The organism is Kosakonia sp. S42, from assembly GCF_016624785.1.
In the GTDB taxonomy this organism is placed as follows: domain Bacteria; phylum Pseudomonadota; class Gammaproteobacteria; order Enterobacterales; family Enterobacteriaceae; genus Kosakonia; species Kosakonia cowanii.
In genome coordinates, this window is sequence record NZ_JACVTW010000001.1 from 223,880 (window position 1) to 236,038 (window position 12,159).

The 12,159-nt window shown below is 52.0% G+C and carries 13 protein-coding genes and 1 pseudogene; 9 read left to right on the plus strand and 5 right to left on the minus strand.

Annotation, left to right across the window (positions count from 1 at the left end):
* Positions 1 to 33 precede the first annotated feature (33 nt).
* Genes IAE50_RS00965 through IAE50_RS00980 form a run of 4 tightly spaced genes read left to right on the plus strand, consistent with a single transcriptional unit; the run spans position 34 to position 4,106 of the window.
* Positions 34 to 765 carry an outer membrane lipoprotein-sorting protein gene (locus IAE50_RS00965; protein ID WP_232045508.1) on the plus strand — a complete coding sequence of 244 codons (732 nt, stop codon included), beginning with the start codon at positions 34 to 36 and terminating at the stop codon, positions 763 to 765.
* On the plus strand, positions 762 to 2,150 hold the full coding sequence (locus IAE50_RS00970) for a hypothetical protein (protein WP_232045007.1): 1,389 nt from the start codon (positions 762 to 764) through the stop codon (positions 2,148 to 2,150). Before IAE50_RS00965 ends, IAE50_RS00970 begins: the two co-directional genes overlap by 4 nt.
* 11 nt (positions 2,151 to 2,161) lie before the next feature.
* Positions 2,162 to 3,094: an ACP S-malonyltransferase gene (locus tag IAE50_RS00975; RefSeq protein ID WP_200579327.1), complete on the plus strand. Its 933-nt coding sequence runs from the start codon at positions 2,162 to 2,164 to the stop codon at positions 3,092 to 3,094.
* Between the two features lie 10 nt (positions 3,095 to 3,104).
* Positions 3,105 to 4,106, plus strand: coding sequence for a hypothetical protein (locus tag IAE50_RS00980; protein WP_200579328.1), 1,002 nt, complete (start codon positions 3,105 to 3,107; stop codon positions 4,104 to 4,106).
* A 48-nt stretch (positions 4,107 to 4,154) separates the two neighbouring features.
* Here the strand turns inward: IAE50_RS00980 and IAE50_RS00985 are convergent, their stop codons facing one another.
* Positions 4,155 to 4,724: a LuxR C-terminal-related transcriptional regulator gene (locus IAE50_RS00985; protein ID WP_200579329.1), complete on the minus strand. Its 570-nt coding sequence runs from the start codon at positions 4,722 to 4,724 to the stop codon at positions 4,155 to 4,157.
* Between the two features lie 381 nt (positions 4,725 to 5,105).
* On the opposite strand from IAE50_RS00985, the gene IAE50_RS00990 reads away from it, so the two are divergent.
* On the plus strand, positions 5,106 to 6,488 hold the full coding sequence (locus tag IAE50_RS00990) for a diguanylate cyclase (RefSeq protein ID WP_200134051.1): 1,383 nt from the start codon (positions 5,106 to 5,108) through the stop codon (positions 6,486 to 6,488).
* Here the strand turns inward: IAE50_RS00990 and IAE50_RS00995 are convergent, their stop codons facing one another.
* Positions 6,489 to 7,379: an AraC family transcriptional regulator gene (locus IAE50_RS00995; protein WP_232045006.1), complete on the minus strand. Its 891-nt coding sequence runs from the start codon at positions 7,377 to 7,379 to the stop codon at positions 6,489 to 6,491. It lies immediately after the preceding gene.
* 165 nt (positions 7,380 to 7,544) lie between these two features.
* Between IAE50_RS00995 and IAE50_RS01000 the strand changes: the two genes are divergently transcribed.
* Both IAE50_RS01000 and agp read left to right on the plus strand, forming a co-directional pair.
* A complete protein-coding gene (locus IAE50_RS01000; RefSeq protein ID WP_200579330.1) occupies positions 7,545 to 8,261 on the plus strand; it encodes an SDR family oxidoreductase in 717 nt (238 codons plus the stop codon).
* 145 nt (positions 8,262 to 8,406) lie between these two features.
* Positions 8,407 to 9,654, plus strand: coding sequence for a bifunctional glucose-1-phosphatase/inositol phosphatase (gene agp, locus IAE50_RS01005; RefSeq protein ID WP_200579331.1), 1,248 nt, complete (start codon positions 8,407 to 8,409; stop codon positions 9,652 to 9,654).
* Positions 9,655 to 9,694: 40 nt separating this feature from the next.
* Here the strand turns inward: agp and IAE50_RS01010 are convergent, their stop codons facing one another.
* Both IAE50_RS01010 and IAE50_RS01015 read right to left on the minus strand, forming a co-directional pair.
* Positions 9,695 to 9,922 carry a YccJ family protein gene (locus IAE50_RS01010; RefSeq protein WP_023481800.1) on the minus strand — a complete coding sequence of 76 codons (228 nt, stop codon included), beginning with the start codon at positions 9,920 to 9,922 and terminating at the stop codon, positions 9,695 to 9,697.
* Positions 9,923 to 9,964: 42 nt separating this feature from the next.
* Positions 9,965 to 10,128, minus strand: a pseudogene (locus IAE50_RS01015) (NAD(P)H:quinone oxidoreductase); the annotation flags it as partial.
* 400 nt (positions 10,129 to 10,528) lie between these two features.
* On the opposite strand from IAE50_RS01015, the gene IAE50_RS01020 reads away from it, so the two are divergent.
* Together IAE50_RS01020 and rutR are read left to right on the plus strand one after the other, a co-directional pair.
* Positions 10,529 to 10,717 (plus strand): general stress protein, encoded by a 189-nt coding sequence (locus IAE50_RS01020; RefSeq protein ID WP_200579563.1) that lies wholly within the window; start codon positions 10,529 to 10,531, stop codon positions 10,715 to 10,717.
* Positions 10,718 to 10,900: 183 nt separating this feature from the next.
* The gene (rutR, locus tag IAE50_RS01025; RefSeq protein WP_200579332.1) at positions 10,901 to 11,527 is read left to right on the plus strand and encodes an HTH-type transcriptional regulator RutR; all 627 of its coding nucleotides are present in this window, start codon (positions 10,901 to 10,903) and stop codon (positions 11,525 to 11,527) included.
* Here the strand turns inward: rutR and IAE50_RS01030 are convergent.
* Positions 11,524 to 11,919 (minus strand): lysozyme inhibitor LprI family protein, encoded by a 396-nt coding sequence (locus IAE50_RS01030; protein WP_200133943.1) that lies wholly within the window; start codon positions 11,917 to 11,919, stop codon positions 11,524 to 11,526. The genes rutR and IAE50_RS01030 overlap by 4 nt on opposite strands.
* Positions 11,920 to 12,159: the final 240 nt, after the last annotated feature.

The window sequence follows — 12,159 nt, forward strand, 5'->3', positions numbered from 1 at the left end:
AATATTTTCTCTCTATGTTTTATCGCGCTGGCGATGATCCCTGCGGTCTGTAATGCGACGCCAGCGCAGGATATTATCCGCCGCGCTGATGAAATACGCTCTCCGAATCAACCGTTTCGCTATACCGTCACGGTGGGTGAATATAAAGAAAAAAGCGGTGAGGCGGTCAATACACAGATTTTCGATGTTTCGATGCGCTTTATGAAGCCCGAAAATGGCCAGCCTGCGGATGCAAGATCCCTTGTGCGCTTTATCTATCCTGCCAGAGATAAAGGCAAAATTATGCTCTCGGATTGGTATGACTTATGGTTCTACTCGCCGGAGTTACGTCGTCCAATGCCTGTTTCGCCTGAGCAGCGCTTAGTCGGACAGATCGCGAATAGCGATGTCATTGTTACCAATTTCAATTACGCCTATAACGCTCAACTCACTGGCGAAGCGGCCTGTGGAAAGAGCCTCTGTTATCGACTCTCCCTTGAGCGAAAAACCCCCGCAGCAACCTATCCCAAAATTGTCTATCTGGTCGAGAAAGGGAGTTTTCGCCCTTATAGCGCCTCCTTTTATTCACAGGATGAGAAATTACTTAAGGAGGTGAGTTATCTGGATTACCAGAGCGTGCTCGGAGAAGCACGGCCGATGAAAATCGTTGTGCATGATGCACGTCACCAGAAGGGATTTACCGTTATGGAATACAGCGACGTCAGACTCGAGTCTTTGCCCGAATTTTACTTTACCAGGGAAGCTATTCAGCGGGGTGTGAAGTGAAATCGCTCATTAATACTCTGCTTATTCCTCTCTCATTGCTTGCTTCTTTCTCGCAGGCGTCCTGCCTCTCCGGTGATGAGGTGGCCGCAAATAGCGAAACCGCGCTGATGCTGCAAACCTCCTATATAACGCGAACAGCTTCGCCGTGGAGAACCGCCGGAGAAAGTGCTTATACCCCGACAAATGCTTTTCAGGATGCCGGGATAAAATTCAGCAGCAAATGTGCGGTCATTGAAAATCGCCTGGATATCGATTTTTCCCTCTACGGTCTCGCTTATTACGCATGGCATCTGCCCGGCTCGTTTGAAAAGGATCAGCAGCGCTCGCGCGTGCTGCTAAACAGGTTACAACTTAGCTACACCCTTTCAGACCAGCTTCGCCTGGAGGCCGGGAAGTTAACGGCAACGCCGGGGCTCTTTTTTCTTAAATCGCCCGCTGCGCTGATGAGCAACTATTATGCGGGCTTTAAAAGCACGCGCATTTACGATCCCGCCATGCGGTCAAGCTATAGCGAATCATCATGGGGCGCGCGATTAGTCGATAACCATCGCGACTACAGCCTCGCATTTACGGTTGCGCCGCAGCTGGCAACCATTAACCAGCGGTATGAAACATCCAGCCACTGGTCAGCAAACCGGCGCGCCAATGCGCAGGCGCGGTATCTCTTAAGTTATACCGACTACCGTCTGGCGAACCACACGCCTGCTCTGAGCGTGCTGCTGGGTGATAAACGATCTCTCGCGCTCTCGGACAGCTTCAGCTATACCCCAGCGCTCACTTTTAACGGCGAAGTGGCGTTGCACAACGCTCAGCAATGGCGCCATTTCTCGCCTGAACGTGCCGCAGAGGTCGTGGATTATCAGTTTCCCTCTTCGCTTTATCGTGCAGACCGCAAACCGGGAGTAGAAGTGGCGTTAGGTGCGCAGTACACCACCCGCGACTTCGCTGTGCTGGGGCTTGAATACTACTTCCAGAGTGAAGGCTATTCAGACAGTGAATGGCAACAGCAGGCGCAACTTTCACGTTACCTGAACAGAGCATCGCAGTCGGCGTTATTAGATCAGATCTTTGACGCTTACAAATACCTGATGGGCGCCGAAATCGGCAATATTGCCAACAAAGGGCAACTGCAGGGAAAACACTATTTGAGCGCCTATGGCAGTTTTCGCAGTGAGAAGGGGGCAACGCTTCAGCCCTATATCACGATGAATATGCGTGATAACAGCACTGTGTTAGGCCTACACCTTTCGACGCCCTTAGCCTCCTTTGACGACAGCCTGAATGTCTATGCCGGCGGCTGGGCCGGGCTCGGCAAACAGGATACGGAATTCGCTTTTTTTGGCAAAACCGTCGGATTTTATCTGGGGCTTAACTATCTCTTATAAGGACATGACAGATGAGTGAACAAAAAACAGAAAAAGCGGTTGTATTACTGTTCGCCGGACAGGGGAACCCGGCCATCGGCATGGGGGCTGACTTATGGGATCTCAGTGCGGCAACCAAACATATTTGGGATTGTGCCAGCGATGTTTCGGGGATTGATATTCGGCGCCTCTGCCTGAAAGGCCCGATGAACCGGTTGATTCAGACGACAGTGCAGCAACTGGCGGTGACGGCCATTAATGTCACGCTTTATACCCTCTGCCAGCAAAAAATGGATCCCTGTGCGATTGTCGGTTCCTGCGGGCACAGCGTCGGAGAATATAGCGCCCTCTATGCCGCAGGTGCGCTCTCTCTGGAGACGCTGTTTGAGGCGATCCACTTTCGCGCGAAGGTTATGCATGAGATCAGCCGTCTGCACAAAGGCGAGATGGCGGCGGTGAAAGGTATCGATGCTCTGCGCCTGCGCGAACTGATCGACCATGCCGGGTTACTTGTCGATATTAGCTGTGATAACAGCCCTAAGCAGCAGGTCATTGGCGGGGCGAGCGCGCCGCTACGTGATTTTTCTCGTCTGTTGCTGGAGAAGGGATTAGAACCGGTCAAACTCGGCGTTAGCGGCGCGTGGCATACACGTTTGATGACCGAGGGCGTTGCCTTGATGCGGGACTATCTTGCCGGAGTGGACGTTACGCCACCGCGCCATGCGGTGGTCATGAATGTTTCCGGCAAGGCGGAGTATGATCCTGAGCAGATCAAAGAAAATCTCGCGCGCCATTTGACTCACACCGTTAAATGGCGTGACTCAATCGATGGGTGGCTTATTCATCAGCCGGACGTGCAGTTTGTCGAGATCAGCAATAAAGCCTACCTTGCACCGATGCTCACTGACTTTATCGGGTTTACGCCCGCGATGTCCCGGCACTGCAAAACGCTTTTATCAGCGTGAGGGCACCATCGTGATACCTGATTACCTGACTTTTATCCGCCACCAGGACAGAAAAATCCTGCTGCTGCTCTGCGTCATTATCTATTTGCTGCTGGGGCTATATTGGAAAAACGCGGCGTTTAACCTGACATCACAGGACGCAATGATCACCAGCGCGATCCTCGCGCTGGTGATGTTTCATTTTATCTGGGAGCTAAAAGCCTACTGGGCGTATAAATGTGTGATTAAAAATATCGATCTCTCATTCTTTATTGGCAAAAAAGCGGGTCGACTGGAAAGGGCGCTGTCGCGACCGGCAATCGCCAGCCTGCTGAGCGGAACGCTCTTTTGGCTTATCACCCAGGCGGCGCTGTTATTTTTTACACCACAGCGGGTGCTGCCATTTCTGGCTGCGCTATCGCCGCTCTTTCTTTTTGGTGTGTTTCGTTGTATCAGAAGCAGTTACATCAAGCTGATCGGCCAGGAGGCGAATGAAACAGTGCGGTTTAAGCATCTTTACCGTTATGTTGCCCGCTACCTGTTGATCAGCCTCGGCGTAAGCCTGTTAACCATTGTGCCGCTTAAAAACCAGCCTGAGTTCTCCCTCGAACAGGGGCTGTTCTTCGCGCCGCTGATGGTCGCGATGCTGCTGCTCTGCGCAATTGTGCTGGCGATGAATCTGCTTTTTGTCCGGTTATCGCGGCGCTATATCTTTCTTGGGCGCCTCTTTATGCGTGAAATTGATTTCTACTTCGCCAGCTCGCTGCCCCGGTTCATTAATACCGGTACGCCTTTCTGGCTGCGGCTTTTGAGTTTACTGGTAATTGAAGCGCTCTGGATCGCCGTGATCAGCTTATTACTTGATTTTTCGGGCGTGGCAATTTTCTTCGAAGCCTATTTTCTGCTGTGTCTGCTGCCGTGCCTCGCGTTTAGCTTCCTGCATATTTACAGGCTGTGGCATAACGATTTTTTGATGGCGTGTGATATGTGTTTTCGCTGGGATGAGATAAACAAACAGTCGCAGCTCTGGTAGTGGATGTCCGTCTGAAGTGGCTATACGCTGCAGACGGACATTCCCCGTTTAAGGAGAGAGAGTAGGGGATGACAGGTGGGCATGCTCCAGCAAATTATCTTTGATCAGCAGCAGATCGCTGATCTTTTTCCCGCCCATCTTTTTGCATGCTTTATTTCGGTAGGCATAAACCCGCTTCGGTGAAATAGAGAGGAGCTTGGCAATAAGATGGATATTTTTCCCCTTCAGCGATTCATTTAACACAATCCTTTCAATATCGCTGAGGACGTTTTCTTTATGGGTGGCCTCTTTCCTGAGTCTGGCGAGTTTTTTAATCGCGTGGCTAATCTCATTTAGCGAGTCCTGGGCTTTAAGCACAATATCTGCTTCGTCGATCAAAATATTTCGCGTTGTGCCGGAAATAACGAGAAGCTTGCATACTTTATTGAGCGGGGAGATGGCTTTAGCGTAAGCCATATTCTTTTTATCGAGATGGAGAATAACAACGTCGTCCAGAGTTAGTTCGGTGAGTAATTGCGGGTTGAACTGTTGCGCTTCAATTGTCCAGCCTCTTGCATTAGCCAATGAAATCATTCCGTTCTGAAAATATACATCATCGCTTATTGTATAGATCTTCATATGATTAATTACCATATAGAATAATGCCTGGGAGAGTGTTTCGGATTGTAAATTGCTCTTGCGCGAACCCGTAATTAAATAGTCTTAAATAAGATCTTAACGCTCAGGCCACATTATTATTGCTGGTTGTGATAGCAGTTGTACGGGCTATACTCTATTTCGGTACGTTTCTACTATTACCTTCTCACATGGTTAAAATGAATTCTAACGTGCTGTTTTACCATGTGATTTATAAATCGTGAGCGAGGATCGCCCGGACGCTAACCGAAGGAATATTTGGGCGGTGCCTCGATTATTTTGGCCCTGTCGATCTGCGTCGATAGACGTTTGTTTGCAACATCCTGAACGTAAGATGTGTTAACTACCGTAAGGGTCTGAATGATGGAAACTTATCTTAAATCGATGAAGGGTGAATGGCTTACCCTATTAGAAAAGACCGATCACAACATTCGCCGTCTCACCGCTGCGGTGGCTCATACCCACGCTCACGACCTTAGTGAAACCTTCTACCGCATCGTATTAACCGATCCCCATGCCCGTGAATTTCTCTCTAATGCTCAGGTTGAAATACATCTTAAATCGGCGCTGGAGCGCTGGATAAAGGAAGTTTTAGCCTGCACGCCGGATGATATCGAGCGCCTGATTCAGCAGCAGCACACGGTTGCCGAAGTGCATGCGCGCATTGGTATCTCCGTCGAACTGGTCGAGATGGGCTTTCGCGTACTGAAGAAGCTCTTCTATCCGGTGATTATTGAAAGTGAGTTCAGCGCAGAAGAGAAATTGCAGGTTTACCACCATGCGATCAACAGCATCGACCTTGCAATGGAAGTGATGTCGCGTGCCTTCTCGTTCAGCGAGCACAACTCAGCCAAAGAGGATGAAAATTATCGTATCTTCTCGCTAATGGAGAATGCAGAAGAGGAGAAAGAGCGGCAAACCGCGGCGCTTCTCAGCTGGGAAATCGACCTGATATATAAAATCATTATGGACGCTGATTTAGGCAATACGCTGGCCGTCAGCCAGTCCGATTTTGGTTTGTGGTTTAACCACAAAGGACGCCACTATTTTAGTGGGATCGCGGAGGTTGGCCATATCTCCCGTCTGCTGCAAGAGCTAGATGAAATATTTCGTTCTACCCGCGCCACACCCCGCGCATTAAGCAATCGCGCGCTGCGCGTTGGCTTTCTTATTTCCGTAAGAAAAAATGTGGTGCAGATAATCACATTGCTGCGGGAGCTATTTGAAGAGGTTTCCCGCCACGAAGTGGGCATGGATGTTTTAACGAAGTTACTCAACCGTCGCTTTATGCCAACCATTTTCAAACGTGAAATATCCCATGCGCAAAGGGCCTCAACGCCGCTGTCAGTGTTAATTATTGATGTCGACAAATTTAAGCAAATAAACGATAGCTGGGGACATCCCATGGGGGATGAGATCCTGCGTAAAGTCTCAAATGCTTTTTATGACAACGTACGCAGCAGTGATTATGTCTTTCGTTATGGCGGCGATGAATTTGTCATCCTGTTAACTGAAGCGACGGAGTTTGACACGCATCGAATTGGCGAACGTATCCGCTCTCGCGTCGAAAAGACCATCATTAAAACACCTGAGGGTGAGCGGGTACCGATTTCTCTCTCTATCGGTGCCGCCATGTTTGATGGTCACCCCGACTACGAGCGCTTTATTCAGCGCGCTGATGAAGCGCTCTATATTGCGAAAGCGCGCGGCCGCAACTGTGTTCATATCTGGCAAGCCGCAGAGTAATCACACCGGAGGAAATAGAGCAAAGGAGGCCCGCATCTCATTTGCCTCCTCCCGCGGGCTGCGGCCAAACAGGCGGCGAAACTCACGGTTAAACTGTGAAGGGCTCTCATAGCCGACGTGAAAAGCTGCACCCGCAGCGGTTGCGTTATCGCGAATCATCAATAAGCGTGCCTGGTTAAGCCGCACAGACTTGATGTACTGCAGCGGTGAGGTGCTGGTGACGGCTTTAAAGTGTTTATGAAACGCAGGCACGCTAAGACCAGCATCCTTCGCCAGCGTCGGAATATGCAGCGGCTCGGTAAAGTGTGTATGGATACGCTGCAACACTTTAGCAATCGCTGCAAATTGCCCCTGATTAACCAGCGCCGCACGCAGCGCATCGCCACGTTCGCCCATCAGCACCCGGTAATATAATTCCCGCACTAACTGCGGCCCCAGCACCTGCGCCTCCTGCTTTGACGAGAGCGCTTTCAGTAATCGCAATGCCGTATCGGCAAGATCGGCTTCGAGCGGCGTGGACATAATGCCTTCCGGCGCCGCCTCTGCGCGACCGGGCGGCAGATCCAGCGACAGCATCAGTTCAGAGAGCACCGTCATATCGAGATCCACCGTCAGCGCCAGTAGCGGCTTCTCAGGGCTGGCGTCCGTTTCCGTCGAGAAGGGGAGCGGCACCGATAACACCAGATAGTGCTGTTTATCGTAGTAATAAACGCGATTCGCCAGATAACCCCGTTTCTGCCCCTGGCAGACGATAACAATGCAGGGTTTGTAAACCACCGGTGTGCGCGCCAGCGGGCGGTCTGAGCGCATAAAGCAGACGCTCTCCAGCGTCGATCGTGTAGAGCCTTCGTGCGGTGCAAGCGCCCGCAGTAACGCGACCATCTCCTCCATTATTACTCCTCGTGTCTATTGATATTTGAGCAACCATTCTGCCGATTCACGCGCAACAAGTGAACAATGCGAAGAGAAACAGGCAATCATGGGATAAGAATGCGCCTGTTTTGTGAGTCGCGCGCTGGTTAACCTGCTTGCGTCACTTAATAGGGGAGAAGAGAGATGAGTAATCGCAAAATTATTCTGCTCACTGGCGCAAGCAGTGGGATCGGTGAAGCCACCGCACGTCGCCTGGTGCAGGCGGGTCATCATCTGGTCATTGGCGCGCGCCGCATTGAGCGTTTGCAGGCCCTGCGTGATGAACTGGGTAACATAGACTGTTTAGCCATTGACGTAACTCAGGCGGAGGATCTGGCGAAGATGGCGCAATTCGCGCTGCAGCAGCATGGCCGCATCGATGTTCTGATCAATAACGCTGGTGTCATGCCGCTCTCACCGCTGGCGGCGTTGAAAGTGGAGGAGTGGCGTCAGACTATCGACGTCAACGTTCACGGCGTGCTGAACGGCATTGCGGCAGTGCTGCCGACCATGCAGCAGCAGCGGGCAGGGCAGATCATCAACGTTGCCTCTATTGGCGCGCATGCGGTCTTTCCGCTCTCCGCCGTGTATTGCGCCAGTAAGTTTGCCGTTCGCGCGATCTCCGACGGGCTGCGCCAGGAGAGCGACTATATTCGCGTCACGGTAGTCAGCCCGGGTGTGGTCGCCTCTGAACTGGCCGATCATATTACCGATGCCAGTGCGAAAGCGTCGATGGAGGGTTTTCGCCGTATCGCATTACCCGCAGAGGCGATTGCCGATGCCATCGCGTGGTCCATTGAGCAGCCGGACAGCGTCGATGTCAGCGAGATCATTGTGCGTCATACGCAAAGCCCTTACTGAGCTTCGCATCATTGCAAGGAGCCGCTCGCGGCTCCTTTTTTTGTGATCCAGGGCGGCTGACGTGATTAAAGCGGGATTATCTGCGTCCACTCGCTGTGCGGTTGTGTCACACTTGCCTCATCGGGTTGAGATACAAGGACAAAGGATGAAACGTTTATTCTGGTCAGCCGCCATCGCCGCGGCCCTGGCATTACCCAGCGCGATGGCGCAACAAAAGACACCTGAGGGCTACAGCCTGCAACAGGTGGTGATTGTCAGCCGCCACGGTATTCGCGCGCCGCTGGCAAACAACGGCAGTGCGCTGGCGCAGGCCACCGCCAAACCGTGGCCAACCTGGAAAGTGGCGGGCGGGGAGCTGACGGATCGTGGTGCGCTGGTGGAGATCTTTTTTGCTCACCAGATGCGTAAGTGGATGACCAACGAAAAAGTGCTCTCTACCGAACAGTGCCCGACAAAGAAACAGTTTTTCGTCTGGGCAAACAGCCTGCCGCGCACCCATGACACCGCGCAATTCTTCGTCAGTAACACCTTTATTGCCTGCGATGTGCCGATCTTCCATCAGCGCAAAATGGGCGAAATGGATCCGCTGTTTAATCCGGTTATCACCGAGGACAACGAGGCGTTTCGCCAGCAAGCCGTTGCGGCGATGGAGGCCAGCCGCCAGCGTGTCGATCTAACTGAGAGCTATAAACTGCTGGAGCAGATTGTCGATTATTCAGCCTCGCCGGCTTGCAAAGCGCAAAGCGGCAAACCCTGTACCCTGAGTGATGAAAAGGATTCCTTCCGTGCCGATTACCGGCTGGAGCCCTCCGTCAGCGGGCCATTAAAAACGGCAAATGCGCTGGTGGATGCCTTTACCCTGCAATATTACGAAGGCTTTCCGCAGGATGAAGTTGCCTTTGGCGGGATAAAAAGTGACAAGCAGTGGCAACTGCTGGAGAAGCTGAAAAACAGCTATCAGTCCATTCTCTTTACCACGCCAGAGGTAGCGCGCAATGTGGCCAAACCGCTGCTTGAATACCTCGACCAACAGCTGGTGGAGAAGCCCGCCGCTGCGCCGAAAGTAACGCTGCTGGTTGGTCACGACTCCAATATCGCCTCACTGCTGGCGGCGCTGGATACCAAGCCGTGGCAACTACCCGGTCAGTTTGAGCAGACCCCCATCAGCGGAAAAGTGGTCTTCCAGCGCTGGCATGACAATAAGAGCAACCGCGATCTGATGAAGATTGAGTATCTCTACTTCACCGCCGAGCAGATGCGTAATGTGGCAAAAATGGGGTTTGATTCGCCGGTGCAACGTTACACGCTGGAGCTAACGGGCTGCCCGACCGACAGTAACGGATTCTGTCCGATGGAAAAATTCAGTGAAGTGATGCGTAAAGTCGCGAAGTAAAAAGCAGATACGCTCCCCCAACAATGGGGGAGCCGAAGCGCTACACGTTCTGGCGCTCAATGGTCTGTTCACCCCAGAAGAGGGAGTCTTTATCGGTCTTTTCAAAGGCGCGCATCAACACTTCATCGCTGCCCTCTTCCCAAATTTTCTCGGCGAGAACCTCGTCGTAATCAGCCAGTTCAAAGATCGCCTCGGCGATCTCTGGCGATGTATTACGCAGACTGGCCCATTCACCTACGCGATGAGCTTTTGCTTCCTGAGTTGGCATAAGCGCCTCCTGTTAAAGTTAGCCGTTCAGTTTGACTGCCAGGCCGGCAATCGTTGTCGCGCCATAAGGCCTGCCGCCGCGAATACGCGAAATATCAGAACGCTGTTTCGCGGCGTAGCCGATGGGAACAATCATCATCCCATGATGAGCAAGCGTAGTTCAGACTGAGGAAATTGTATGTTCCTGACTGCGCCAGTGCCGGTATTGGCTGTTGCTCCTGCTACGTTCATTGCGCAGCGATACGCTGCGTACCCTATTAAGGGTACGACGTGATGGCGAGAGTGCAAATCGACACGCGCCATTGCTGATAATTAAGACTATTTCCCCGCGTAAATGCACAGTTACGTTTTGACACATTTTTCGCGTCATTAATTTCCCCATACATAAGAATTATTTATTGGTTTCGCTTAAGTCATTTCTGCCGCTCGGCCCCGAAGCTGTTGCAAAATGTTAATGGAGAAGCACTGATGAGCCCCGTTCCACTAAACTTATTCTCACGCGGCGCAGTTAAAGGGTTAGCTTTAACGTCGTGAGGTGAAAGAGTCCTCTTTTACTGAATGCAGAAAGATGTCTGATATTTCACTAACACCGACTGGAGGTGAAGAGATGGCAAATCATCGTGGTGGTTCAGGTAACTTCGCTGAAGACCGTGAAAGAGCATCAGCAGCAGGTCGCAAAGGCGGCCAGCAGAGCGGGGGGAACTTTAAAAACGATCCTCAGCGCGCCTCAGAAGCAGGTAAAAAAGGGGGCAAAAACAGTCACGGTAGCCGGAGCAACAACGGCAACAACAGCTAGCGAGACCTGTCGGTAAATTTTACAGGTTACCGAAATGCCCGTCGCCGGGGAGACCCGGCGGTTTTTTTTGGCCTGCGATCGCCCATACCATCTTCAATCTTCCACCGGATAAAGCTGCTCAGAGGGTCGAGCCAGACGACGACCTTTGCTATGCTGCAGCCTGGTTAGGGTCATGGAGTGGGTATGGCAAAGGAAATGGGTAAACGTACGCGGGCAGTCAGCGAGAAAAGGCAGGCTATTCTCAGCGCCGCGCTGGAGGTTTTCTCCCGTCTCGGCTTTCACGGTGCGCGTGTCGAGCAGGTGGCCGAGCAGGCTGGCGTCTCGAAAACCAATCTCCTCTACTATTTCCCGTCAAAAGAGGCGCTATATATCGCCGTGCTACGTCAACTGCTCGATGTCTGGCTGGCCCCGCTCCGTGCGTTTCGTTCCGACTTACAGCCGCTTGCGGCGATCAAAGAGTACATTCGCCTGAAGCTGGAGGTTTCGCGCGATCATCCGCAGGCATCCCGTCTTTTCTGCCATGAAATGTTGCAGGGCGCGCCGCTGCTGAAAGCGGAGCTGACCGGCGATTTGAAAACGCTGGTGGAGGAGAAGTCAGCGATTATTGCCGGCTGGATCGCCAGCGGTAAGCTCGCCGCCGTCGATCCACACCATCTGATCTTTATGATCTGGGCCGCCACGCAGCACTACGCTGATTTCGCTACCCAGGTGGAAGCGGTCACTGGCGCGACCCTACAGGATGAAGCCTTTTTTCAGCGTACTGTCGACAACGTTCAGCGCATGATTATTGAAGGCATCCGCGTGCGTTAATTGGCGGGCGGGAGCGGGCAGCTCATATCGCCCTCTTCACACTGCAACAGCGAGGCGAGCCACGCTTCGCGTTCACTGGTTTTATCCGCCAGGCACTGGTTCAATACCATCGGTTGGCCGCTGCTGCCTTCGGTGCCGGAGCCCACAAACGCGCAGTCATTGTCACGTACGGCTATCCAGCTTTTCTCCGCTTTTTTCAACATCTCAGCCTGCTGGGGCGAAGAACGCTTTAGCGCCTCCTGATAAGTCTGGTTGAGCTTCTTATCTGCGGCTTCATATTGCGCAGCGGTACACATATTGAGCGCCGTCTGAGTGGAGGCGTCATCGCACTCATCAGCGTAGAGCGGTTGGCTGAGCAGCAACGCGGTCAGCATCAACAAAGATCGTTTCATTCTATTCCCTCCCTGATCACATTCATTCAGCGAATTTATTAACATAGCCCTTAAAAAATGTCACTTCGCCATTACCCATCCTGATGAACGGATTGCTCTATTCGTTTCAGCTCACAAAACTGATATTTTTCTGCTGGCGAAACGGGGCAGAAGCAGGCGCAAAAAAACCTCTTAAAGAGGCTTTAGTTAACTGGGTGTTAATTTTAAGTTAAAATTTTATCGTTATTTAACAACTAGCAC

Bases quoted from the DNA above. Each gene is read 5' to 3' on its own strand.
- IAE50_RS00985 (WP_200579329.1), bottom strand. From the start codon at position 4,724: ATGAAGATCTATACAATAAGCGATGATGTATATTTTCAGAACGGAATG.
- IAE50_RS00990 (WP_200134051.1), top strand. From the start codon at position 5,106: ATGGAAACTTATCTTAAATCGATGAAGGGTGAATGGCTTACCCTATTA.
- IAE50_RS01010 (WP_023481800.1), bottom strand. From the start codon at position 9,922: ATGCCAACTCAGGAAGCAAAAGCTCATCGCGTAGGTGAATGGGCCAGT.
- IAE50_RS01000 (WP_200579330.1), top strand. From the start codon at position 7,545: ATGAGTAATCGCAAAATTATTCTGCTCACTGGCGCAAGCAGTGGGATC.
- IAE50_RS01030 (WP_200133943.1), bottom strand. From the start codon at position 11,919: ATGAAACGATCTTTGTTGATGCTGACCGCGTTGCTGCTCAGCCAACCG.
- IAE50_RS01020 (WP_200579563.1), top strand. From the start codon at position 10,529: ATGGCAAATCATCGTGGTGGTTCAGGTAACTTCGCTGAAGACCGTGAA.
- rutR (WP_200579332.1), top strand. From the start codon at position 10,901: ATGGCAAAGGAAATGGGTAAACGTACGCGGGCAGTCAGCGAGAAAAGG.
- IAE50_RS00995 (WP_232045006.1), bottom strand. From the start codon at position 7,379: ATGGAGGAGATGGTCGCGTTACTGCGGGCGCTTGCACCGCACGAAGGC.
- IAE50_RS00975 (WP_200579327.1), top strand. From the start codon at position 2,162: ATGAGTGAACAAAAAACAGAAAAAGCGGTTGTATTACTGTTCGCCGGA.
- agp (WP_200579331.1), top strand. From the start codon at position 8,407: ATGAAACGTTTATTCTGGTCAGCCGCCATCGCCGCGGCCCTGGCATTA.
- IAE50_RS00965 (WP_232045508.1), top strand. From the start codon at position 34: ATGATCCCTGCGGTCTGTAATGCGACGCCAGCGCAGGATATTATCCGC.